The sequence below is a fragment of the Aliiroseovarius sp. S1339 genome, assembly GCF_023195695.1.
Lineage (GTDB): Bacteria > Pseudomonadota > Alphaproteobacteria > Rhodobacterales > Rhodobacteraceae > Aliiroseovarius.
The window spans coordinates 46,774-70,587 of the sequence record NZ_JALPQG010000003.1; the positions used below are offsets into that span (position 1 = coordinate 46,774).

At 57.7% G+C, this 23,814-nt stretch carries 23 protein-coding genes; 13 read left to right on the forward strand and 10 right to left on the reverse strand.

Annotated elements, in window-relative coordinates; translation table 11 throughout:
• Window position 1: 1 nt before the first annotated feature.
• Together MUY35_RS05050 and MUY35_RS05055 are read left to right on the forward strand one after the other, a co-directional pair.
• A complete protein-coding gene (locus tag MUY35_RS05050; RefSeq protein WP_248364402.1) occupies window positions 2-1,102 on the forward strand; it encodes a site-specific DNA-methyltransferase in 1,101 nt (366 codons plus the stop codon).
• A 177-nt stretch (window positions 1,103-1,279) separates the two neighbouring features.
• Window positions 1,280-1,903: a glutathione S-transferase gene (locus MUY35_RS05055; protein ID WP_248364405.1), complete on the forward strand. Its 624-nt coding sequence runs from the start codon at window positions 1,280-1,282 to the stop codon at window positions 1,901-1,903.
• On the opposite strand, the gene MUY35_RS05060 is transcribed toward MUY35_RS05055, so the two are convergent.
• Both MUY35_RS05060 and MUY35_RS05065 read right to left on the reverse strand, forming a co-directional pair.
• Window positions 1,890-3,038, reverse strand: coding sequence for an alkane 1-monooxygenase (locus MUY35_RS05060; RefSeq protein ID WP_248364407.1), 1,149 nt, complete (start codon window positions 3,036-3,038; stop codon window positions 1,890-1,892). The two genes, MUY35_RS05055 and MUY35_RS05060, sit on opposite strands and share 14 nt — an antisense overlap.
• Before the next feature lie 54 nt (window positions 3,039-3,092).
• Window positions 3,093-4,133, reverse strand: a complete 1,041-nt coding sequence (locus tag MUY35_RS05065) for an A/G-specific adenine glycosylase (protein ID WP_248364409.1) — start codon at window positions 4,131-4,133, stop codon at window positions 3,093-3,095.
• A gap of 144 nt (window positions 4,134-4,277) precedes the next feature.
• Here MUY35_RS05065 and MUY35_RS05070 point away from each other — a divergent pair, with 144 nt between their 5' ends.
• Together MUY35_RS05070 and MUY35_RS05075 are read left to right on the forward strand one after the other, a co-directional pair.
• Window positions 4,278-4,730 carry a DciA family protein gene (locus MUY35_RS05070; protein ID WP_248364412.1) on the forward strand — a complete coding sequence of 151 codons (453 nt, stop codon included), beginning with the start codon at window positions 4,278-4,280 and terminating at the stop codon, window positions 4,728-4,730.
• A gap of 15 nt (window positions 4,731-4,745) precedes the next feature.
• Window positions 4,746-5,405: a DsbA family protein gene (locus MUY35_RS05075; protein WP_248364415.1), complete on the forward strand. Its 660-nt coding sequence runs from the start codon at window positions 4,746-4,748 to the stop codon at window positions 5,403-5,405.
• 29 nt (window positions 5,406-5,434) lie between these two features.
• Here MUY35_RS05075 and lpxK read toward each other — a convergent pair whose 3' ends face one another.
• The 5 genes from lpxK to MUY35_RS05100 all read right to left on the reverse strand — a co-directional run bounded on the left by lpxK (window position 5,435) and on the right by MUY35_RS05100 (window position 10,994).
• Window positions 5,435-6,430 (reverse strand): tetraacyldisaccharide 4'-kinase, encoded by a 996-nt coding sequence (lpxK, locus tag MUY35_RS05080; RefSeq protein ID WP_248364417.1) that lies wholly within the window; start codon window positions 6,428-6,430, stop codon window positions 5,435-5,437.
• Between the two features lie 9 nt (window positions 6,431-6,439).
• Window positions 6,440-7,714 carry a glycosyltransferase N-terminal domain-containing protein gene (locus MUY35_RS05085; RefSeq protein WP_248364419.1) on the reverse strand — a complete coding sequence of 425 codons (1,275 nt, stop codon included), beginning with the start codon at window positions 7,712-7,714 and terminating at the stop codon, window positions 6,440-6,442.
• A gap of 88 nt (window positions 7,715-7,802) precedes the next feature.
• Window positions 7,803-8,720 carry an alpha/beta hydrolase gene (locus tag MUY35_RS05090; RefSeq protein ID WP_248364421.1) on the reverse strand — a complete coding sequence of 306 codons (918 nt, stop codon included), beginning with the start codon at window positions 8,718-8,720 and terminating at the stop codon, window positions 7,803-7,805.
• Window positions 8,721-8,730: 10 nt separating this feature from the next.
• Window positions 8,731-9,993 (reverse strand): organoarsenical effux MFS transporter ArsJ, encoded by a 1,263-nt coding sequence (gene arsJ, locus MUY35_RS05095; RefSeq protein WP_348984500.1) that lies wholly within the window; start codon window positions 9,991-9,993, stop codon window positions 8,731-8,733.
• On the reverse strand, window positions 9,990-10,994 hold the full coding sequence (locus MUY35_RS05100; protein WP_248364423.1) for an ArsJ-associated glyceraldehyde-3-phosphate dehydrogenase: 1,005 nt from the start codon (window positions 10,992-10,994) through the stop codon (window positions 9,990-9,992). Before MUY35_RS05100 ends, arsJ begins: the two co-directional genes overlap by 4 nt.
• A 274-nt stretch (window positions 10,995-11,268) precedes the next feature.
• Between MUY35_RS05100 and MUY35_RS05105 the strand changes: the two genes are divergently transcribed.
• The 9 genes from MUY35_RS05105 (at window position 11,269) to MUY35_RS05145 (ending at window position 19,672) form a co-directional block, all read left to right on the forward strand.
• Window positions 11,269-14,094 carry a molybdopterin oxidoreductase family protein gene (locus tag MUY35_RS05105; RefSeq protein WP_248364425.1) on the forward strand — a complete coding sequence of 942 codons (2,826 nt, stop codon included), beginning with the start codon at window positions 11,269-11,271 and terminating at the stop codon, window positions 14,092-14,094.
• Window positions 14,094-14,825, forward strand: coding sequence for a 4Fe-4S dicluster domain-containing protein (locus MUY35_RS05110; RefSeq protein WP_248364427.1), 732 nt, complete (start codon window positions 14,094-14,096; stop codon window positions 14,823-14,825). The genes MUY35_RS05105 and MUY35_RS05110 overlap by 1 nt, the downstream gene beginning before the upstream one ends.
• A 12-nt stretch (window positions 14,826-14,837) precedes the next feature.
• Window positions 14,838-15,707: a DmsC/YnfH family molybdoenzyme membrane anchor subunit gene (locus tag MUY35_RS05115; protein WP_248364429.1), complete on the forward strand. Its 870-nt coding sequence runs from the start codon at window positions 14,838-14,840 to the stop codon at window positions 15,705-15,707.
• Window positions 15,708-15,772: 65 nt separating this feature from the next.
• Window positions 15,773-16,384: a ribonuclease D gene (locus tag MUY35_RS05120; RefSeq protein WP_248364431.1), complete on the forward strand. Its 612-nt coding sequence runs from the start codon at window positions 15,773-15,775 to the stop codon at window positions 16,382-16,384.
• A gap of 84 nt (window positions 16,385-16,468) precedes the next feature.
• Window positions 16,469-17,092 carry an LPS export ABC transporter periplasmic protein LptC gene (lptC, locus tag MUY35_RS05125; RefSeq protein WP_248364432.1) on the forward strand — a complete coding sequence of 208 codons (624 nt, stop codon included), beginning with the start codon at window positions 16,469-16,471 and terminating at the stop codon, window positions 17,090-17,092.
• Complete coding sequence (locus tag MUY35_RS05130) at window positions 17,092-17,586, forward strand: LptA/OstA family protein (RefSeq protein ID WP_248364434.1); 495 nt, start codon at window positions 17,092-17,094, stop codon at window positions 17,584-17,586. The genes lptC and MUY35_RS05130 overlap by 1 nt, the downstream gene beginning before the upstream one ends.
• Window positions 17,586-18,347, forward strand: coding sequence for an LPS export ABC transporter ATP-binding protein (gene lptB, locus MUY35_RS05135; RefSeq protein WP_248364436.1), 762 nt, complete (start codon window positions 17,586-17,588; stop codon window positions 18,345-18,347). Before MUY35_RS05130 ends, lptB begins: the two co-directional genes overlap by 1 nt.
• A 246-nt stretch (window positions 18,348-18,593) precedes the next feature.
• The gene (raiA, locus tag MUY35_RS05140) at window positions 18,594-19,169 is read left to right on the forward strand and encodes a ribosome-associated translation inhibitor RaiA (RefSeq protein ID WP_248364438.1); all 576 of its coding nucleotides are present in this window, start codon (window positions 18,594-18,596) and stop codon (window positions 19,167-19,169) included.
• 38 nt (window positions 19,170-19,207) lie between these two features.
• Window positions 19,208-19,672, forward strand: a complete 465-nt coding sequence (locus MUY35_RS05145; protein WP_248364440.1) for a PTS sugar transporter subunit IIA — start codon at window positions 19,208-19,210, stop codon at window positions 19,670-19,672.
• 7 nt (window positions 19,673-19,679) lie between these two features.
• Here MUY35_RS05145 and MUY35_RS05150 read toward each other — a convergent pair whose 3' ends face one another.
• The 3 genes from MUY35_RS05150 to MUY35_RS05160 are packed head-to-tail and all read right to left on the reverse strand — an operon-like array spanning window position 19,680 to window position 23,807.
• Window positions 19,680-21,098 (reverse strand): sulfotransferase family 2 domain-containing protein, encoded by a 1,419-nt coding sequence (locus MUY35_RS05150; RefSeq protein ID WP_248364442.1) that lies wholly within the window; start codon window positions 21,096-21,098, stop codon window positions 19,680-19,682.
• A gap of 4 nt (window positions 21,099-21,102) precedes the next feature.
• On the reverse strand, window positions 21,103-22,800 hold the full coding sequence (locus MUY35_RS05155; RefSeq protein ID WP_248364444.1) for a beta-1,6-N-acetylglucosaminyltransferase: 1,698 nt from the start codon (window positions 22,798-22,800) through the stop codon (window positions 21,103-21,105).
• On the reverse strand, window positions 22,797-23,807 hold the full coding sequence (locus MUY35_RS05160; protein ID WP_248364445.1) for a glycosyltransferase family 2 protein: 1,011 nt from the start codon (window positions 23,805-23,807) through the stop codon (window positions 22,797-22,799). The genes MUY35_RS05155 and MUY35_RS05160 overlap by 4 nt, the downstream gene beginning before the upstream one ends.
• Window positions 23,808-23,814 lie beyond the last annotated feature (7 nt).

A 23,814-nucleotide genomic window follows, 5' to 3' on the forward strand; every position in this document is an offset into this window, starting at 1 on the left:
AATGACAACGAAAACCACAACAAAAGCGGCTGTAGACTTGCCGCTAAACCAGATTCTTGACGGGGACTGCATCGATGTGATGAACAGTCTGCCGGAAAACTCGGTCGATCTGATTTTCGCCGATCCGCCCTATAACCTGCAGCTAAAGGGCGATTTGCACCGCCCCGACAATTCCAAGGTCGACGCGGTTGACGATCATTGGGACCAGTTCGACAGCTTCAAAGCCTATGACCAGTTCACCAGCGCATGGCTAAAGGCCGCCCGCCGTATCCTGAAGCCTGACGGCGCGATCTGGGTCATTGGCTCATATCACAACGTATTCCGCATGGGCACCGAGCTTCAGAACCAAGGCTATTGGATTTTGAACGACGTCGTGTGGCGCAAATCGAACCCGATGCCCAATTTCCGTGGCAAGCGCTTTACCAATGCGCATGAAACGATGATCTGGGCCTCGAAATCTGAGGGCGCAAAATACACGTTCAACTATGAAGCCCTGAAGGCGTTGAACGAAGGCATTCAAATGCGGTCGGACTGGGTTTTGCCCATCTGCACGGGCCACGAACGTCTGAAAGACGAAAACGGCGACAAGGCGCACCCGACACAAAAACCGGAAAGCCTGCTGCACCGCATATTGGTCGGCTCGACAAACCCCGGCGACGTGATCCTTGATCCGTTTTTCGGCACCGGCACGACGGGTGCTGTCGCCAAGATGCTGGGTCGCGACTTCATCGGGATCGAGCGGGAAGAAGCCTATCGCAAGGTCGCGGAGAAACGCATCTCGAAGGTGCGTAAGTTCGACAAAGAAGCTTTGATCACCACCCCCTCCAAACGTGCCGAGCCGCGCGTTCCCTTCGGCCAATTGGTCGAACGCGGCATGTTGCGTCCCGGCGAAGTTCTGACCAGCCCGCGCGGCCAAACCGCCAAGGTGCGTGCTGATGGCACGCTGATTTCGGGCGAAGCGCGGGGGTCGATTCACCAGGTTGGCGCCGCGTTGGAAAGCGCGCCCAGCTGCAATGGTTGGACCTATTGGTACTTCAAGCAGGACGGCAAGAAAGTTCCGATTGATCTGCTGCGCCAGCAAATTCGCGCGGAAATGAATTAACCCAAGACATTCTGCGGGGCGCAGACACATGCGCCCGCAACACGGTGTACCGCCGGTGCCTGTGGTCTGTTCCATGGCACTTTAACTGACCCCGCCCTGCAAAGGGTGGGGTTTTTTTTGATCTGCGTATGGGATCATCACTTGCGAAATCAAGGCCGGATCGTGCAGGAATAGACTATGCTTTCGATCCTCTATTCCTTCCGGCGTTGCCCTTATGCCATCCGCGCGCGCCTTGCTATTGCCAGCAGTGGCGTATCTGTCGAGCTGCGCGAGATTTTGTTGCGCGACAAGCCGCAGGCGTTTCTGGATGCCTCGCCTTCGGCCACGGCTCCCTGTCTTGTGACAGCGGGCGGCGTTCTGGGCGAAAGCTTCGACATCATGCGCTGGGCCTTGGCGCAGAATGACCCGGAGGGCTTGTGCGACATGCCCGACGCGGGGCTCGCCTTGGTCGAGACGTTCGACGGCCCGTTCAAAGACGCGCTGGATTTGACGAAATACGCCGTGCGCCACCCCGACAGCAACCCTGACACCACGCGCGCTGATGCGATGGGCATCCTAGTCGGGCTGGAAAGGCAACTGAGCGGCGGTTGGCTGTTCGGCGAACGCCCAACGCTGGCCGATCTGGCAATCCTGCCCTTCGTGCGTCAGTTCGCGATGATCGACAAGGCGCGGTTTGATAACGAAGCAAGCTCGCACGTGTCCGCATGGTTAGAGACGTTTTTGGCCAGCAACCGGCTGGCAAGCATCATGCAGAAACACGCGCCGTGGCAGGAAGGCGACGCACCCGTTACCTTCCCCTAGCGCCGCCCGGCGGTGGGAGGGTACCGGCCTTGTACGCGGTCCAATCCGTGATTTCAGGATAATGCAGCTTGCGCCACGCACGCACACGCGGGTTCATCATCCGCCGCCAAATAGGTGGGACCAGCGCGGCCATCGTCATCACCGAATAGCCATATGGCAGTTGCGGCGCCTCGTGGTCAGGATAGGTTTGCAACAAGGGAAACCGTCGCGCCGGTTTATAGTGGTGATCTGAATGGCGTTGCAGGTTGATCAACAACCAGTTTGTGGCTTTATGGTCCGCATTCCAGCTGTGATGCGGCATCACATGTTCGTATTTCCCTTCGCCAAGGTGTTTGCGCGTCAGGCCGTAATGTTCGACGTAGTTTGTCAGCTCCAACTGCCAGATCGCAACGAATGCCTGATACAAAAACAGCGCCAGCCCAAGCCAGCCGCCAATCAACACCGCAAGGATAACCGCCAGAAGCTGCAGCGCGCCATATCGCCAGAACGGGTTTGCTCCATCCAAAGCAGCCAGACCACGCCGCGCCAACATCGCTTTTTCGGCACGCCAAGCGGAGGTTGGTGTTTCACGCAGAACGCGCAGGAAATAGTGGTGAAACCCTTCGTTATACTTGGCTGTGACCGCATCGCGGGTGGTGCCGACATAGGGGTGGTGGACCAAAAGATGCTCGGTTCGGAAATGGCTATACAGAACCGTGGCCAGCAACAGATCGCCCAACCATCGTTCGAGCCGGCTGGATTGGTGCATCAGCTCGTGCGCATACACAATCCCGATCGTGCCCGACAGGATACCGACCCCAAAGAACACCAAAAACTTTTCAACCAGCAACAGGTGATTCGCGCCGACCACATACCAGATCATCCCATAGATCATCACGAATTGAATTGGGAACCAGATCAGGGTGATCAGCCGATACCAGAACAGATCCTGTTCCGGCGTCTCCGGGTCCGCGTTTTCAGTGTAGCGCCCCATGGCCGCATCAAGCATCGTATAAAGCCACCAGGTTCCCATAGGCGGCAACAACACATACCAACCGCCCTTCGCGGCAGCGATGCAGACCAATATGGGCAGCAGGATCGACACGCCGAAGGGTGCTGCGTTTCTGAACCGGGCAACCGTAGATGCTGGAACCATGGTAACGTCCTTTTCTGCCCCCGTTCAGAGGTATAGCCGTGGTGGCTGGGCGGCTCAATCCGGCAACGCACCTCTCGCCACGTCAAAGGCTTTGCGCATGACCGTCGGCAGGTCCGAGGGGCGGATTTTCTGAAAAACGCCGGTGTGTGGAATTGCATCGGTGGGCACTGACGCAACCCGCACGGACAGCTTCAGGTGAAAATGTGTGAAGGTGTGGCGCACCTCAACCCCCGGATCGCGCCAGTCTGCCGTGACGGGCGGCGCATCTGTCGCGACGTCACCCCATCCAGCGCCCGGCCAGCCCAGCATACCGCCAAGCAGGCCAGAATCGGGCCGCCGTTCGGCCAACCACATCCCATCTTCGCGGCGCGCAAGATAGGCGATGCCATAGCGGGTCGGTTTGGGGGTCTTGGGTTTGCGCGCAGGCAGCGTCGCTTGAATGCCAGAAGTTCGCGCCAAACAGTCCCTATTCCATGGGCAAATACCGCAAGCGGGGCTCTTTGGCGTGCAGATTGTTGCTCCCAAATCCATCACTGCCTGTGCGTAATCACCGGGTCGCGTATCTGGCGTTAGCGTGGCCGCGACGCGCTTCAATTCGGGCTTGGCATCCGGCAGCGGTGTTTCGATTTGAAACACCCGCGCCATCACGCGTTCGACATTTCCGTCGACCACTGTTTCCGGCAAGTCATAGGCAATCGCGGCAATTGCGGCCGACGTGTAGGGGCCGATGCCCGGAAGGTCTTCCAACTCCGCGCGGGTCTTGGGAAAGCCGTCCAACTCGGTGACCGCCCGTGCACATTTCAGCAAATTACGCGCCCGCGCATAATACCCCAGCCCAGCCCATTCGCCCATGACACGGTCATCATCTGCGGCTGCCAGCGCGTCGACGGTGGGCCAAAGACCCATAAATCTGGTGAAATAGTCCCTAACGGCAGCAACGGTTGTTTGTTGCAGCATGATCTCGGACAACCACACGGCGTAAGGATCAGGCACCACACCAACAGCGCGGTCCGCCGGGCTGACGCGCCACGGAAGGTCGCGGGCATGCCGGTCGTACCATGCCAACAGATCGGCGGGTTTTGGCGCGTCACACAAGTGTTATCTCCTATCGCAGCTTTGCACTGGCATAGCATCCTCAACCGCATAGAATAGGGGCAAAACCGGGATGTGCCAGACGTGAGTCAGCCTGCAAAAAAATTCCAGCGCCGCAAGAAGGGCTTTGAAAGGACATCAAGCCTTTTGACGACGCGCATCCGCAAGACGGGCGAGGCGCGCGGCTTTGCCGTGACCCGCGTGCTGACCCATTGGGCCGAGATTGTGGGCGACGCCACCGCCGCCATCGCCAAGCCGGTTGAAATATCTTACGGCCGCGGCGGAATGGGGGCGACCTTGACCGTGCTGACCACCGGCGCACAGGCGCCAATGCTTGATATGCAGAAGGATCAGTTGCGCGAAAAGGTCAACGCCGTCTATGGATATAACGCAATTGCACGCGTAAGGATCACCCAAACCGCCCCGACTGGCTTTGCTGAAGGTCAGGCACAATTCACCCCGGCACCGAAACGCAGACCCGTTGCCGACGAAACAACCTGCGCCCGCGCCGCCGAAGTCACAGCAAACGTGACCGACGCAGGTCTGCGCGACGCGCTAGAGAAACTGGCACAGAACGTGCTGATGAAACAAAAACGATAGAGGCTGAGACATATCATGACCCGTATCCTTCCCATCCTGCTTGCTGCTGTGCTTTTGATCGGCGGCGGGGCTTATTACATGAGCCAGAACAACGGTACCGTTCCCGGCATTTCGGTCGCGGAAGCACAAGACGCCGGCACCGATGTTGAGCTTGCGCCCGACATGGTCATGGGCGACGAAAACGCGCCTTTGACGATCATTGAATATGCCTCGTTCACCTGCCCGCACTGTGCGAACTTCCACAGCACGGTCTTTAAAGACCTGAAAAAGAACTACGTCGACACAGGCAAGGTTAAGTACATCCATCGTGAGGTTTACTTTGATCGCTTCGGCCTGTGGGCTGGCATGATCGCCCGTTGTGGCGGTGATGAGCGTTATTTCGGTCTGACGGGCATGATCTATGACGGTCAGAAAGAGTGGATTGGCGACGGCGACCCTTCGACGATTCTGGACAACCTGCGCAAGATCGGCCGCACCGCTGGCATGACGGATGGCCAGATGGACACCTGCTTGCAGGACGAGGGGAAAGCCCAAAGCATGGTCGCCGCTTATCAACAAAACGCCACGGCGGACGAGATCAACGCCACCCCGTCTTTCGTGATTGATGGCGAGACTTATTCGAACATGTCCTATGACGATTTCGCCAAGCTGATCGACGAAAAGCTGGGCAGCTAGAGTGTTGGGTTAGAGCTTAATATCAGGCTCTAACCCAGCCCAATACGCGCCAATTCAGCATCCATAAGTGACCAGTCCCGCAGCTCCAGCCGCACTGGAACGGTCAAGACCTGTCGCTTGAATGCGTCAGGCAGGCGCACGGCGTCTTTCTCGGTGGTGACAAGCTGCGCGCCCAGCGCGTTCGCTTCGATCTGCAACCGTTTCATCAGCGCGTCAGTCAGCGGTTGATGGTCAGCCAAAGCCTCGGCGCGCAAAAGATTCACGCCCAAGCTTTTCACGGTCGCAAAGAATTTTTCAGGCAGGCCAATCCCCGCAAACGCCAGAACGTTCATGCCCTGCCAGTCCATCCCGGTTTGAAGCGGCTCTAGCCGTCCGGTTATGTGCGGACACGGAATCGCCCCCGTCCAGTCCTGCGCAAACCGCGCCTGCGCTGCATCGGGGCCGATGGACAGCAGCAAATCAGCCCGACGCAGGCCAGAAGAGACTGGTTCGCGCAGCGGTCCAGCCGGAATGCATCGCGCATTGCCGAACCCTTTGACCGCATCGACCACAACAATCGACAAGGTTTTGTGCACGGCGGGGTTTTGAAAGCCATCGTCCATTATGATTACATCTGCGCCGGCGGCCTCGGCGGCTTTCACGCCTTCGGCCCGGTCGCGTGCGATCCATACATAGGTGAATGCGGCCATCAACAAGGGTTCGTCGCCGACTTCGCCCGCTTTGTGCGTCCGCTCATCGACCATCAAAGGGCCGTCCAACGTCCCTTTGTGGCCGCGCGATACGATATGCACATCATACCCGCGGGCAAGCAGGTGTTGGGCCAGCGCGATTGTAGTCGGGGTCTTGCCAGTGCCGCCCGCGTTGATGTTGCCAACACAGATCACCGGCACTTGGGCACGATACCCATCAGTCTTGGCCACGCGCCGTCTGGTGCCAGCCCCATAAAACCACCCCAAGGGCGCTAAAAGGCGGGCGCGCCAATTGGGACGCTCGGGTGGCGTGTACCAAAACCGGGGTGTTCTCATTCCACCACCTTAAGGTTGGTCACTCGACAGTGCATCGGATAATTTCTCGCGCAGCAGGTCACTGACCTCGGCCCCGCTGGTGGAAACATCCCAGGCAGCCATTGCCATATTGGCAGCCTCTTCTGGCGACAACAAGCGCTCGACCGCCTTTGTCAGGCTTTGTTCATCTGTGATTTTGCTGGCCGCGCCCGAGCTTTCAAGCCGTCGATAGGATTCGTGAAACCCGTTCACCTTTGGGCCGAACAGCACGACTGATCCAAGCGCCGCTGGTTCAAACGGGTTCAATTCTGTCCCGACCCCCAAGCTTCCGCCCGCATAGGTGATTGGGGCCAGATGCATCCACAAACCTGATTCGCCTTCTTGATCGGCGATGAAGACCTGAACATCGGCAGTCGGGTCTTCATCGCGTGACCGGCAGGCGACAGCCCAACCTTCCGCCTCTAGCTCGACTGCCAGTTCGGGGCCGCGATCGACCTCGCGCGGCTCGATGATCAGCAATAGCCGATGCGACTTGCGCACCAATTGCTTGTGACAGGCCAAAAGCGTTTGCTCTTCGATCTCGCACACACCCGAGGCAAGCCATACCGGACGCGCGGCCAGCTTTGCGGCAATTGCGTCGCGTTCCGTCATGTTGCAGCTAGGCGGCATCACCTGAATTTGCAACGGACCAGAGGCCACGACCCGATTTGCAACCGCACCAAACTTGCGCAATTCACGCGCCGCGTCGTCACTTTCGGCAAGAATAGTATCGAATCCTTTTAGGATAGATTTGATCGAACCGGGCAACCAACGCCACTGGCTTTGTGCTTCTTTCGGGACATGTGCGTTGACCCAATGGGCGGGAATGTTGCGTTCAAACACAGCCGGAAGAAGGGTGACGTCCAGCTTGCCATCCATCCAAAGCAACACATCCGGGCGCCAATGGTCCAGAAATGCCGTGACCGGTGCCGGTGCGGAATAGGGCGCATATTGGTGGATGAAGTTCGGGCCTTGCGGTGGGGTTCCGTCAAAATGGGTGGTCGTAATCAGGATATTCAAATCCTCATGATCAGCCTGAAAATGCTGAACGAGCCCCAGGACTTTTTCTAATCCATCCAATCTTTGCAAATGTATCCAAGCCAGTTGTCCCGCAGGCCGTTTGGCCAGACCCCGGCCCAATCTCTCATTTCCGCGCGTGGGGTGTTCGGTGCCATCATCAACACCGCGTCGCAAACGACGTTCCAGCCCGGCGGTGCCCTGCATGTTTTGCAGGCCCCGGAACAGTGATATTCCGATAGGCGGCATTTTTACTGCACTTCCTCATTCCGCGATGCGTTGGCCGCTCGCATTATTATGCGGTCAGATTATGACAAGTTGTAGAGCGTGGAAAGGGTCAGTCGTGCCATTCGCCCGCAGCGAGCATCTTTGTTGCGGCCACGATACGATCAAAGCTGGCACGCGCGCGTTGGACTTTATGGCGTGCGCGCAAGTATCCATGCACCAATCCAGCCTCGTTGACCCAGACCGCCTTGCCGCCTGCCGCGTGTATGGCGTCGCGATAATCGCGCCCATCATCCGCCAGCGGATCGCATTCGGCGGTGATGATCACGGTCGACGGCAGGTTCGAGAAATCGCTGTCTGTCAGTGGTGCGGCGGTCGGGTCGTTTTCGGGAGCTGAACCGTCAAAACGTATCTGCTCATACGCCTTCAGATCATCCAAAGTCAGCATCGGCGCGTGTGCATGATCACGATATGATCCGCGCGTCATGTCGCCGCCAAGCCCCGGATAAATCAGCAATAGGCCCGCGAAACTCATGGCCCCTCGGCTGGCATGCGCAACCGCAGCGGCAAGGTTTCCACCCGCGCTGTCACCCGCCAGAATATGCGTTCCGGGCCACGTTAGAGCCACATATTGCGCGGCACCCAACGCATCATCAAACGCCGCCGGGTGCGTGCTCTCTGGGCTTAGGCGATAGTCGACACTGACCACCCTGACAACGGATCGGGCGCAAAGCTCGGCGCAGACATCATCATGGCTGTCCAATCCGCCAACGACGAAACCGCCGCCGTGGAAATAGATCACCGTGACATCATGTGCCCCACATTCGTAAATGCGGATTGGCACTGATCCTGCGCGATCGTCCTGCGCTGAAACGCCGTCTGGATAGCCTGTGAAAAACGCCCTGCACATGCGGTCATAGGTGGCCCGCTGCGCGGCAATACCTGCCGAGATCGTGTCGGGGGGGTAATAGCCCTCGGTCTCGTGGATGAAGGCCCAGGTTTCGGCGTCGATCAGTGTGTCGTAATCCATGGTGGGAAGGCTAAGATGCACAGTTCGCTTTCGCAAGGCGTCCCATCGACAGCCAGCTTGCGGTTGCCATTGCGGCCGCAGTGGCCAAACACAGGGCCAGCCCGCCTTGTTGATAGCTGAACCCGGACAAAAGCGTCCCCAACAGGCGTCCGGCGGCGTTCGACATGTAGTAAAACCCAACATCCATCGTCACACGCTCGGCCTTGCTGAACGCCAAGATCAGGTAGGAATGAAGCGAGCTGTTGACGGCAAAAACAAATCCGAAGACCAGCAAACCGGCAACCAATAGCGGGGCCAACAGCGGGCCGGGAAACAGCGAAAGGATCGCCAGCGTCGCGATTACCAACGTCAAGATTCCCGCCCAAACCACCGCTTTATGCACCATGTCGGCCTCGGACCGCATTCGGGCGTTCAACAAGCGTGGCGCCCAAGCTTGAACCGCGCCATAGGCGATGATCCATATCGCCATGAAGGAGCCGACGAAGAAAAACGCCGCCCGCTCACTGATCGCGGCACTGTCAGAAAGCACACCATAAAAATAAACGGGGATGCCAACCACGAACCAAACATCCCGCGCGCCAAACAGGAACATTCGGGCAAGTGACAGCCGATTGATACGCCCGTCTTTCGACAAGACTTGCGAGAATTTTGCGGACTTGGACCCCGCTGGCAGACCTGTCGGCATGAATCTGATCAAGGCAATCAGGATTACCAAAAGAAGAACCGCCATCGCAATCAACGAAGGCGCGAACCCGATCAGACCCAACAATCCGGCGCCCAGCAGAAATCCCAGACCTTTCACGGCGTTCTTGGAACCAGTCAGCACAGCAACCCATTTGAACAGCCCGCCTTGCCCCGTTGGTGCCAGCAGTTTAACCGCACTTTTTGCCGACATCTTTGCCAAGTCTTTTGCCACACCTGACAGTCCCTGCACCGCCATGACATAGGCCACTGATACCCCCATCGCCCAGATAGGTGACAGCTGCGACAGCGCAAAAAGGGCCATAACTTGCAAGGTTAGACCCGCATATAGCGTTGACGCCAAGCCAAACCGGGCCGCAATCCAGCCTGCGGACAGGTTGGTGACGATCCCCATAAACTCGTAAAGCAGGAACAGCCATGCCAGCGTAAACGGCGAAAAACCAAGCGAATGAAAATGCAGCAGAACCAACATGCGCAACGCACCATCGGTCAGCATAAACGCCCAATAGGCTGCGGTGACGGCGATATATGCGTTAAGGCCGCCGGGCCGATCCGTCTTGCTTGTCGTCACATTGACGCCCCGACCAGACGGGCCACGTCTGCAAGGCGGCAGGCATAACCCCATTCGTTGTCATACCATGCATAGACTTTAAGCTGCGTGCCGTTGACCACCATCGTCGACAAAGCATCAATGATCGCGCTGCGCGGATCATTGGTGTAATCGGCTGACACCAAAGGCCGTTCTTCGTATCCCAGAATATCTTTCAAACCGCCTTTAGAGGCTGCTTTGAACAGGCCGTTGACCTCCTCCACTGTGGTTTCGCGCTCAAGCTCGAACACGCAATCGGTCAGCGATGCATTCAGCAGCGGGACGCGTACGGCGTGGCCATTCAGACGACCCGTCAGTTCGGGAAAAATCTGGGTGATGGCTTTGGCCGATCCAGTGGTCGTTGGGATCAGCGAATTCAGCGCCGAGCGGGCGCGACGCAGATCTTTGGCCGGGCGATCCACAATGGTTTGTGTGTTCGTCACGTCGTGAATGGTCGTGATCGACCCATGCTTGATACCAAGATGTTCGTGGACCACCTTAACGATCGGCGCCAGACAGTTGGTGGTGCAGGACGCCGCCGTTACCAGATCATGGTCGTCATACAGGTCGTGATTCACGCCATAAACGATGTTCAGCGCGTTCGACTCCTTTACCGGCGCTGACACAACAACCTTCTTCACACCGGCCGCGTAATAAGGGGCCAACTTCTCATTCGTTTTGAACGCGCCGGTGCAGTCGATCACCAAATCAACGCCAAGTTTTTGCAGCGGCAGGTCCTTAATTGACCATCCGCCCGTCATCCTCATCTTCTGCCCGTTGACCGAGACGCTGTCGTGATCCGCGTCGAATGTGGCATCCCAACGGCCATGGACCGTGTCCCATTCCAGCAAATGCGCGTGTTGCTCGGCGTCGCCAACCGGGTCATTCAGCAGCACGACCTCGCCCGGTGCGCCATTGTCAATCTGCTCACGCAGCACCAGCTTTCCCATGCGTCCAAGCCCGTTGATTGCGATGCGTGTCATGGTGGGGCCCCTTGTGCGGTTGGCAAATAATCAGCCTTCGCGGGATAAACCCGCCGGGTAACAGCTATATGACACCGCCATCAACAGGGCCAGAGCGCTGACGTCGCGCAATGTCGCGAAGCGTTCTGGCCCTAAACCCATCGTCATCTGGACCTACCGATAAGGGGGGCTGGCTGTTTGGCTCTTGGAACCAGTTTAGAAAGCGGCGAACATCCCGTTTCTTCACAATGATTTGTCTTCGAAGAAAAGACCTCGCGACAGGGCCATCAGGTATATGACCAAACCGGAAAGCATCCAGATTGATACGTCGCCGCCGGTTTCGGACGAGGTGCGCAAGACGACTTGTTATATGTGTGCCTGCCGTTGCGGGATCAACGTGCATATGAAGGACGGACAGGTGGCCTATATCGAAGGCAACCGCGATCATCCTGTGAACAAGGGCGTGCTCTGTGGCAAAGGATCCGCCGGGATCATGCAGCATTATGCCCCGTCACGGCTGCGCGCGCCTTTGAAACGGGTCGGTCCACGCGGATCGGGCGAGTTTGAAGAGATCAGTTGGGACGAGGCCTTGGACATGGCCGCCGGGTGGCTGGGCCCGTTGCGGGAAAACGACCCCAAACGGATGGCGTTTTTCACTGGACGCGATCAAAGCCAAAGCTTCACGTCATGGTTCGCACAAGCTTACGGCACGCCCAACTATGCAGCCCACGGGGGCTTTTGCTCGGTCAATATGGCAGCGGCGGGTATCTATACGATGGGCGGCGCATTTTGGGAGTTTGGACAGCCCGACTGGGATCGCACCAAAATGTTCATGCTTTTTGGCGTGGCCGAAGATCATGACAGCAACCCCATCAAGATCGGTCTTGGCAAGCTGAAAGAACGTGGCGCGCGTATCATCGGCGTGAACCCGATCCGGTCGGGATATAACGCGATTGCGGATGACTGGGTGGGCATCACGCCGGGGACAGACGGGCTGTTTATCCTTGCGCTGGTCCACGAATTGCTGCGGGCGGGCAAGGTCGATCTGGCCTATCTGTCGCGCTACACCAACGCGGGTTTTATCGTGAATGAAGAGCCTAACTCGCCTGAAAATGGCCTTTTCTTACGTGGTAAGACTGGTAAGCCACTAGTCCTTTGCCGCGACACTGGGAAGCTTGCCGATTACGACGCGCCCGGTGTTATGCCTGATCTGGCGGGAAGCTATCGCCACGCAGGCATCTCGCATCGCCCCGTGTTCCAGCTTCTCGCCGAACGCTATCTGTCGGGCGACTATGCCCCCGATGCGGTGGCCGAGCGGACGGGCATAGCGGCAGATCGCATCCGATCAATCGCGGCAGAGCTGGCGCGAGTCGCGTTCGAGGAAGAAATTGTGCTCGACCAGCCGTGGACAGACTGGAAAGGGCAGAAGCACGACAAGATGATCGGACGGCCGGTCAGCTTCCACGCTATGCGCGGCATCTCGGCGCATTCAAACGGGTTCCAGACCTGTCGCGCGCTGCATATGCTGCAAATCCTGCTCGGCTCGGTCGAAGTTCCGGGGGGATTCCGGTTCAAACCGCCCTATCCGAAACCACCCGAGGCGCACCCAAGGCCGCATGCTGGCGTCACGCCCGGCCAACCACTGGATGGCCCGCATCTGGGATATCCGATGGGGCCGGAGCATCTGCTTTTGGACGACAACGGAAACGCCAAACGCATCGACAAGGCGTTCACATGGGAAAACCCGATGTCGGCGCATGGCTTGATGCATATGGTGATTTCAAACGCCCATGCTGGCGACCCCTACAAGATCGATACGCTGTTCATGTATATGGCGAACATGGCGTGGAATTCGTCGATGAACTCGACCGAGGTCATGGGGATGCTGACCGACACGGATGATAACGGCGAATACGTGATCCCGCACATCATCTATTCCGATACCTATAGCTCCGAAATGGTAGCGTATGCCGACCTGATCCTGCCTGACACGACCTATCTGGAGCGTCACGATTGCATCAGCCTGCTGGACCGCCCGATTTGCGAGGCGGACGGGGCCGCCGATGCGATCCGCTGGCCCGTGGTTGAACCCGACCGCGATGTGCGAGGGTTCCAAACCGTGTTGATCCAGCTAGGGGCAAAGCTTGGTTTGCCGGGTTTCGTCACGGATGACGGGTCCGCGAAGTTTAAGGACTACGCCGACTATTTGGTCAACCACGAACGCCGTCCGGGAGTTGGCCCGCTGGCTGGATGGCGCGGGAAGGATGGCACGGGAAAGGGGCGAGGAGAGCCTAATCCAGCCCAAATTGACCGATATATCGAAAATGGCGGATTCTGGGTCGATCATATTCCGACCGAGGCGAGCTTCTATAAACCGTGGAACAAGGCCTATCAGGAATGGGCGGTGGACCGAGGTATTTTCGACGCTGAAGCGCCCTATGTCTTCAATCTTTATGTCGAGCCGATGCGTAAATTCCAACTGGCCGCTGAAGGCCACGGCGACATCCAGCCGCCCGAACATCTGCGTGCGCGTATTCAAAAGACGATGGACCCGCTGCCGATCTGGTATCCGCCATTTGAGGACAGCAATGTCGATACGGATGAATTCCCGATCCACGCCCTGACCCAGCGCCCGATGCATATGTATCATTCATGGGGCTCGCAGAACGCATGGCTGCGCCAGATCACCGGCAAGAATTTCTTGTATCTGCCCACCGATCTTTGGGCCGAACATGGCTTTGCCGACAGCGACTATGCGCACGTCACCTCGGCCCACGGATCAATCACAGTGCCTGTCGCCCATCACGCGGCGCTAAACCCAAAGACGGTCTGGACATGGAATGCCATCGGCAAGCGTAAAGGCACTTGGGCTTTGGATGACCACGCGCCGGAAGCGACCGAGGGTTTCCTTCTGAACCACCTGATTCATGAACTTCAGCCACCGAAAGGCGACGGGCTAAGATGGGCGAATTCGGACCCCGTAACCGGACAGGCCGCGTGGTTCGATTTGCGCGTAAAGATTGTCAAAGCAGACCCTAAACCAGCGGAAAGCCAGCCAGCGCACCCACCGATCAAGTCGCCCGTTGGCAAGGGCCCAAATGTTGTTGCAAGGAAGATCTAATGACGGCACTTCCTGAAAAGACCGACAAGAAACTTGGGCTGGTCATTGATCTGGATACCTGCGTGGGTTGCCATGGCTGCGTGACCGCGTGCAAGGGCTGGAACACACAAAACTATGGCGCGCCGTTGTCGGATACGGACCCTTACGGCGCGGACCCCGGCGGAACCTTTTTGAACCGGGTGTTTTCCTATGAAGCGCAGGCTGAGGGGCAGCCTGCCCAAACCGTCCACATGCCGCGATCCTGCCTGCATTGTGACGATGCGCCCTGCGTGACTGTCTGCCCGACCGGGGCTAGCTATAAAAGGTCCGAGGACGGGATCGTTCTGGTCAACGAAGATCGCTGCATCGGCTGCGGACTATGCGCCTGGGCCTGCCCCTATGGCGCGCGCGAGATGGATCGCGATGCCGGTATCATGAAGAAATGCACGCTGTGCGTCGATCGCATCTACAACGAGAACCTGCCGGAAGAGGATCGCGTTCCCGCCTGCGTGCGCACCTGTCCCTCTGGCGCGCGGCATTTCGGGGATCTTGGCGACCCGGACAGCGATGTTTCAAAACTGGTGGCGGATCGTGGTGGATACGACCTGATGCCAGACCTTGGCACCAAGCCCGTGAACAAATACCTGCCACCGCGCGCCAAGGATACGCTGAACACCCAACCGCTTGAGGTGATCGCGGACGAGCCGCAGGGGTTCCTTGGCTGGCTAGATAAAGCGCTCGAAAAGCTCTGACGGAGGAAACGGATGCATCCCGCACCCAGTGTTATCATTTTCACCACGCTGTCAGGGCTTGGGTTTGGCCTGTTCTTTTGGCTGGGGCTGGGCGTGCCGGATGTCAGCGGTGGGACCGCGTTCGCGTTTTTCGCGATTGCCTATGCGCTGTCTTGTGCCGGGCTGCTGGCCTCGACCTTTCATCTGGGCAATAAGAAGAACGCGATCTATGCGCTCAGCCAATGGCGCACAAGCTGGCTGAGCCGTGAAGGGATTGCGGCGATCCTGACCTTGTTCCTATTCGCGCTGGTTGCTGTGCCGCGCATCTTTCTTGGGGCAGAAATGGCGATTTCCGGTGTATTAGGATCTATTTTTGCGCTTCTGACCGTTTTCACAACCTCGATGATATACGCGCAACTGAAAACCATTCGGCGCTGGCACCAGCCGCTTACGCCCGTCATGTTTCTGCTGCACGCCTTAGGCGGCGGTGCGCTATTGGCGGGTGAGGCGAAGATCGCCGGTTGGTTACTGCTGGCGCTGACCCTTGTCCTGCTCGCCATGTGGCGGATCGGCGACCAACGCGCCGCCGCGCGCGGCACAACCGGGGACGCCACCGGGTTGGCCCATCTGGGTGAGGTGCGGATGCTGGAGAGCGGCCACACCGCGCGCAACTACGTGGTGGACGAGATGGTCTATCGCGTTGGCCGCAAACACGCCGCGAAACTGCGTATGATTGCGCTGGGTCTGGCGGGCGCATTGCCCGCAGCCATATTGCTTCTAACGCCGCCCGGTCACATCACCGCCTTTCTGGCGCTTGCCCTGCATCTGACAGGCGCCGTCATTGGCCGCTGGCTGTTTTTCGCTGAAGCCGAGCATGTCGTGGGCCTGTATCACGGCAAGTGATCCCTTCTTATTGAACCCGGCCCCCTCTGCGCCTATCAGGGGGGAAACGGATAATGAGGGCACACATGGCCAACCATCTTTACAAGCGCGACCTTCCCGATGGGCTGGACCTTGGTCCGGTCGTCGCCATTGACTGCGAAACGATGGGCCTGAACCCGCATCGCGACAGGCTGTGTGTGGTGCAAATGTCGTCGGGCGATGGGGATGCGCATCTGGTGCAGGTCGAAAAAGGCCAGACCAGCGCGCCAAACCTTGAACGGATGCTGGCGGACCCGGATGTGCTGAAGCTGTTCCACTTTGGTCGGTTCGATATCGCGGCGCTTCTGAACGCGTTTGGCGTGGTCACGGCCCCTGTCTATTGCACCAAGATCGCGTCGAAACTGATCCGCACCTATACCGACCGCCACGGGCTGAAAAACCTGCTTGAACAACTGCTGAAGATCGACATTTCAAAGCAACAACAGATGAGCGATTGGGGCGCGGAAGAGCTGACCGCCGCCCAGTTGGACTATGCCGCGTCGGATGTCCTCTATCTGCACCGGTTGCGCGACGAACTGAACCAGCGGCTCGACCGCGAAGGCCGCACCGAGATGGCGCAAGCCTGCTTCGATTTCCTGCCGATGCGCGCGCAGTTGGATTTGGCGGGCTGGCCTGAGATTGACATTTTTTCCCACTAACGCGGCCAATCCGCGCCCCGGTTGCTTGGATCAGCCGGATTGGTGCCTAGATAACAAACACAGCTAAGTCATTTCCGAGGTCGCATGGACCGCTCCGACAACAGTTATTCGCGCTTTATTTCCTGGCTGAAGGTTCTTCTGCCGGTCAGCGCGCTTGCGCTTTTGTCGACGATGTTCCTGATCTCGAAGTCCGTCGACCCGACCACGTCGCTGTCTTATGCCCGCGTCAATCTGGAAGAGCTGACCGGCGAGCAACGCATCGACAGCCCCCGCTTCTCCAGTGTGACGGACGATGGCGCGGCGATAACGTTTTCAGCCAAAAGCGCCGTGCCTGACCCTGATAAAACAAATGTGTTTACCGCCGAGGTGCTTTCCGCCCGAATTGAGACGCCAGATGGCGGTGCGGTAGACATTGATGCGGCCAAAGCACTGATCGACGGGTCGTCAAACATCGTTGATCTTTCGGGCGGCGTTACGCTGGTAACCTCGACCAACTATGAGATTGCGACCGACGGGCTGACCACCGCGATGGACACGACCTCTGCCAAAACCAACGGTCCGGTCGAAGCAGAGGGCCCGATGGGGCACATCATCGCCGGGCAGGCCGAACTGACGCGCCAAGGGGATGACAACGCCACCTATCTTCTTGTTTTCAAAGAGGGTGTAAAACTGGTATATCAACCCCAGACAGAGGGGGAAGTTAAGTGATGAAGTGTGCGCGTATCGCGGCCTGCTTGCTGGCACTAAGCCTGCCTGTCACGGCAAATGCTCAGGCTCAGGTCGCCTTTGGCGGTCTGAAACATGACAGCACCCTTCCCGTTGAAATTGCAGCCGACCAACTGAATGTCGATCAGGCCGATGGTTCAGCCACGTTCTTAGGCAATGTGCAGATCGGACAGGGCGAAATGCGCCTGTCGGCGGGCAAGGTTAGGGTCGAATACGCAACCGGAGCAGACACCACGGGCGAGATTTCGCGCCTGTTGGCCTCGGATGGGGTGACCTTGGTCAATGGCGCTGAAGCTGCTGAATCCCGCGAGGCGATCTATACCATCTCAAGCGGTGTGATCGTGATGACCGGGGGCGTGATCCTGACACAGGGGCAGAATGCGCTGTCTTCGGAAAAGCTGACGGTGAACCTTCAGGCGGGCACCGGTACGATGGACGGTCGGGTCAAATCGATCATCCAGACGGGCGCTGACTGATGGCTGATGCACCCGATCTGACGGTTGAAAACGGTGATGCCGGGCTGCGCATCATCGGATTGCGCAAAAGCTATCGCAAAAAACCTGTGATTCGCGACGTGGATCTGGAACTTCACCGCGGCGAGGTCGTGGCGCTGTTGGGGCCGAATGGCTCTGGCAAGACAACCACCTTTTACGCCATCGCCGGGCTGATCACGCCGGAAGCCGGACAGGTCATAATCGACGGGCGCGATGTCACTTTATTGCCGATGTATCGCCGGGCGAAATACGGCATCGGCTATCTGCCACAAGAGATGTCGATTTTCCGGGGCATGTCGGTCGAAGATAACATCCTGGCGATCCTTGAAATCTCGACCCCCGACCGTCACAAACGGCGCGAACGGCTGGAAGAGCTTTTGAACGAGTTTTCGATCAGCCACCTGCGCCGCGCGCCAGCATTGGCCCTGTCAGGCGGCGAGCGTCGCCGGGTTGAAATCGCCCGCCTTTTGGCATCGAATCCCAAATATTTGCTGTTGGATGAACCTTTTGCGGGTGTGGATCCAATTGCCGTTGGTGAAATCAGATCACTGGTTCATGATCTGAAAGATCGTGGCATCGGCGTGCTGATCACCGACCACAACGTGCGCGAAACGCTCGAGATCGTGGACCGCGCCTATATCCTGCATGACGGGCATGTTTTGATGAGCGGCACGACCGACGAAGTGGTGCGCGATGAAAACGTCCGGCGGGTCTATCTTGGGCAGAATTTCTCGATCAAATAGAGAAATCGCGCGGTCATATGGTTGACAAGCCCCCACGACTCGTCGCCAAATGAAGGTAATGCGTCAACACTTCATCTTTCGTGACAGCCGCCCCCGCAAGGGGGCAAAAACGATGGATTGCCCAAGTGAGTTTGGGCGGGAAAGGTTGTGTAAGTCGCTTATAACACTATATAATTTTGACAGGATTTCGCGCCTTCCCGGTCGGGGCAGGCGTATTGGAGCCTGCAAATACCATAGGAGGTATGGATGCAATATCAAATCAGTGGCAAGCAAATCGACATTGGTGACGCGCTTCAGGTTCACGTGAAAGATGAACTGAGCGGTGTTATTCAGAAGTATGCCGAACGGCCGACCAATGCGCAGGTGATCTTTTCGAAAAGTGCACATGAGTTTGTGTGTGAAACGATCGTGCATCTTTCCACTGGACTGACCGCGCAGGCAAAGGGAACGGCAACCGAAATTTACGCCGCTTTTGACCACTGCGCCGACAAAATGGAAAAGCAATTGCGCCGCTACAAGCGTCGATTGAAAGATCATCACAAGGATCGTGTGGACCCTGTTGAAGTTTTCGGCGGAGCCTCGTATATCCTCGCCTCAGAAGAAGGTCAGGACGAAGCGGACGACGCAACACTCCAGCCCATGATCATCGCCGAAATGGAGACGCGGATTCCGTCGCTCTCGGTTGGCGAGGCTGTCATGCAGATGGAACTTGCGCATGCGCCCGTCTTGGTTTTCCGCAACGAGAAAACCGAGGGGATGAATGTGGTCTACCGCCGTGATGACGGCAATGTGGGCTGGATTGATCCCAAAAACGCAGTGTAAACCTCCCGCCCGATGGTGGGCGGGGAAAGTTGTTGGCAATGGAACTTTCAAGCATCCTTAAGCCGTCGGCCGTTAAGGTCGTATCAACGGTATCCTCCAAGAAACGCCTGTTTCAGGATCTTGGGGATGTGGCGATGGAATGTTACGGCATCGACGGGGGCGACGCCTTCGCTGCGCTGCAACAACGCGAAACCCTGGGGCCCACCGGTGTGGGCCGCGGGGTGGCTTTGCCACATGCGCGTCTGCACGGCTTGAACGAAGTCGTTGGCTGCTTCATCCGCGTTGAAACACCGTTTGATTATGACGCGGTGGACAAGCAGCCTGTTGATCTGGTCTTTGCCCTGTTCGCCCCGGAAGGGTCGGGTGTCGACCATCTGAAGGCGCTGGCGCTGGTGTCGCGGACTATGCGGGATGCGTCGATCTGCACAAAGCTTCGGGCCAATTCGGACGCCGCGACGCTTCACGCGCTTCTGACCGACAGCCTGTCAAACAAAGCGGCCTGATCGCGCCTTAGTCCTGTTTGCCCCAAGGGCGAAATCCGAACATCACATAATCGCGCTGATACAGTTTGCGTACGGCATCCTCGATGTCGTCCGAATAGACCTGCGCTAACGGGAACGGCGCGTCTGGTTGAGTTGCAGGCAGGTCGGTTGCGGCATCAACGGCCACTTCGGACAGAAGGTTGTCTAGCCCGGCGGTGAGCTGATCTTCTCGCAGGATATGATCCGGCAGCGCAAAATCAGCAAAGCCCTTTATCGTTTCTGTTTGCGAGGCCCAGCTTGGATCGACACTGACCCCGGTCTGGCCGCTCAGGGTTTTGCCAACAAAGCCTATGAAATTCAGGAAGGCCGCCCGGTGCGCCGCCAGCGACCACGGCGCGTCTGGCTCGTCCGGCAGCGCCACGTCGTAGTTGTTTCGAAGTGCGTGTTTCAAGTCCCATTGGGGGTCGTCACCCCGCACGACAAGAAGATCACAGAAGGCCGTATGCAGCCGCGCGACCGGATGGCGCAGCACGGTGAAACTGCGATGCGTCTTGTGTCGCCGCTTCCACTGGCGCAGCGTCTTTTGCGAAAAGTCGCGGGTTATCGGCCCGGTGCCGTCCATCCAGCCCGCTATCTGTTCTGTCGGGCCGCCTGCGATCGGTAAGAACACAAGCTGCAAGACATCCGACGCCAGATAGGATTTCAGGGCAGGGGGGCGGCTTGGTTCGAAATTCGGGATCTTGTGCAGATCGAAAACGTCAATCCGCCCAACGGTCGAGGCCAGAAGCTCGAACTGCTGCACCTTTTCAGATAGGGGTTCGGGGTTTTGTTTCTTGAACGTGGTGGCAAATTCGGTGATCTGGGTTTTTTCGCCCAGATACCGCGCCAGACCATTGATTACCTCTAGCTGCTGCGCTTCTTCATAGTCGATATAGAAGGCCGTCTGACCCGCGCGCTGCAATCGGTCTTTGATTTTCAACTGGAAGCTTTTAATTCGATAAAACAGCTTTTCGAATTCTTCCGGGATGAACCGAGCCTGCGCCTTGCGGGCATCTTTTGCGTCGCTCAACTGCCATTGATCCGTGGCCATCGCGATTCTGCGCGATACATAGGCGTCGACCATATTGCGGGTCAGGACGATCTTGGCGCAACGCGGATCGTCGATCAGGGCGTCAAAGACGCGTGGGTCGTGGTCATGAAAAAAGCGAAATCCGGGCAGGCCGTCGGTTTCTGATTTCATCCGGGCCAACAGCGACATGGGGTCGGCGTCGCGCATCTGCACGGTGACGCCAAATAGCTCGTCTGTTTCTGGGGTGACCATGAAATAGGGGTTGAACGCCTCGCCATAGCATTGAAGGCCGGGGAGCTGGTCCAGATTGCTTTCCAGGAAGTTAGAGCCTGTGCGCATCTCGGCGAATATGATGAAACAATCGAACGGGCTGGTCATGGGGTCATTTCACCAAAAACGGTTTGTGCTGAACTTGACTGTCAGGGACAAGATCGTGTCCGGCCGGGAAGTCGCCCATCAAATATGGGTGCATACCTTGGTTCTTCAAATCTTGCAGGAACTGGCCAAACCCATGAAGGGGCCTCATCTTCGGAAAGTTGGACAGGCGGGTGGCGGTGCGGGGTCCAATATCGTCCACAACAGCCTGCAATGGTTCTGCTGGTTTCAACACAAAGTCCGCCAGCGACCAGACATGCGTGCGTGCGCGTGCATAGCCGGATCGCAACGCGTTAAGGTGATCGCTTTCGATCTTCTGCAAGCGCGCAGCCTCGCGTCGGATATCCGAGAAGTTCTGGTTTGAATGAAACAGTTGCACAGCCCACGCGCCGGACACCACATAGACGCGCGCGTTCGGGTCCTTGGCGATGACCCAGGACACATCCTGATTGTCACGCGGGCCATATTGGAAGCATTGGCGCTCGCCTCGGGTGTTCCAGATCAAATTGGTCAGAAAGGCTTTGGCGTTATAATCCCGCAAACTTGCCGCGTCGCCGAGCGCACCAAAATAGTCAGGCGTATCACCCGCAAAATGGACCCTATCCCGTGCGAACAGGTGGCCGTGGACGCGCGCGCTTACTGTGTCAGTCAGCCAGGTGTCGAAACCGTCGAACAGCTCTGAAAACCCTTCCAGAACGGTGTAGCGGGCCGCCGTTACGTTGCCTTCATAACCGTCTTTGGGAAAGCGGCTGGGCATGTACAGGCCCGGACGACCCTTGGTCCGCCGTTCGATCGCTTTAGTAAAAATACGGTCGATCTTGCCGGGATTTGGTTCCGCCCCAGTGATGACGTCATTCTGGTCTGACAAAAAGCTGTCATACAGCTTGTCAGCGTTACGCCACGCTTTGCGCGCCACAAAACAGTCTGATCGGCGCAGAAGTTGAAGATGATCGTCGTAAAAGATGTGCGGTTTCCCTTGGAAGTCAAACTTCGACAGCGTCAGCGACCGGCTTTCGATCCGCGTCGAATGACGGCGGGCCAGGGTCTGATAATAGCTTTCGTCAGGGATCCAGACCCTTTTGAAATACCGGTCATAACCCGCGCGGTTGGGGTCGTTCAGGATCTCAGACAGGGTTTTGCGCGTCAAGCACCACCACTGGCTGCCAAGATGCGGCACAAGCCCGGCGGGGATGGTGCGTTTGGTGCCAAGCCGGCGTTGAATTTCGACATAACGGTCAAACAAGCGCCGATGGCGCTTCCACGAAAACGGAAACCGCAGGGTGAAGCGTTCAATGTCCAGCCCGCCGATAGTCCAAGGCACATCCTCGGTCGTGACGCTTTCGATGAAGTCGGTTTGCGGCCGGTTGCTCAGATAGTCCAGCATTTCGGAAATCGGGCGTAACGGCAAACAACTGCCCGAGGCCAACAGGATATGGCGCACATCCGGGAAGGCCTTCAACATCAGTTCAGACGCTGTCTGGCTGGCCTCCACCAACGACCACCTACCCCATTCGCAATGTTGGCGTTTGCAAAACCGCACGTTGTCCAAATCACTCAGCGCCGTCACGAAATCGGTGTAGTCGTCATCTGAAACGCAATCATCAACGTGGATGACCACGGGACATCCGTTTTTCGCCCAGTGACGCACCAATTGCTCGGCCCGATCCAGCGCGTCGTGCACCAGCATGACGATTCCCAAGCTCATGCCCAGTTCCCCTTGGACATGAGCCCCAGCATTTCCAGCTGACGCCAGTTCAGATACTTCTCGCTCCAGTTGCACCACAGGTCCGTGTCTTCCTTGGTGCCGCTGTGATAGGCGCGGTATTCATAGCTGTTGGCATAATGTTGGCCGCGCTCCAACTCCTCCACCGACTTCGCGCCGAACGTGTCGAGGAACTTGGCGTGTAGCAAACAACCCGACGCCTTTTCGCCCCCCCATTGGTCGTAAACAAGGTTCAACCCGCGCGGCAATAGAGCGTGGGTCGAGCTGACATAGGCATAGTGCCGGTTCCATTTGACCAAAGGGATTTTGTTCAGCGCAGGGGCCTTGATCGGGTTGTCGCGAAAGAAGGCACGTGCGCGCGGGCCGCCTTGAATCCACAGATTTCCGTATTTCGGATTCTTGGTGATGGTGTAGTTGCCGCTGTCAAACCAATTGGCGATTTCGAACGGATCTTGCCCGGCAGCATAGGGCAAGGCGTCCATCGGACCCTTAGGGTACATGTCCAGAAGCATCGTTCCAAAAGACCGGACCTGAGAGGTGTCAAGCCAATCGGTCAAAGCCCGCAAGGGGCGCGTGTCGCAGAACGGATAGACTAAAAATTCGTCAGGATCGACCACCAGCGCCCAATGGCCATGTGCGTATTTGCGTTGCAGCCACCCCAGCCAATGCACACCAAAATTCGCATTCTTATAGCTGGCATTGGTGGTCCAAAGCGAGACATCGGGTTGCTCGGCCAGATATTCGCGCCCGCCATCGTCCGATCCGTTATCGACCATGAAGAAATGATTCACACCAAGGTCACGGTAATAGCTCAGGAAATACGGCAGGCGAATGCATTCATTGCGGATCGTTGAAAAGGCCAGAATATCGTCCGACCCGACCGCATCCGTGCGATTGGCGACTTCGGTCAGCTCGCGGCGTTTGCGCAAGGCGCGAAGGTGGCATTGCTTGCGTTTCAACCGCAGTCGGTATGATGTCCAGACGCTCAATACTTTC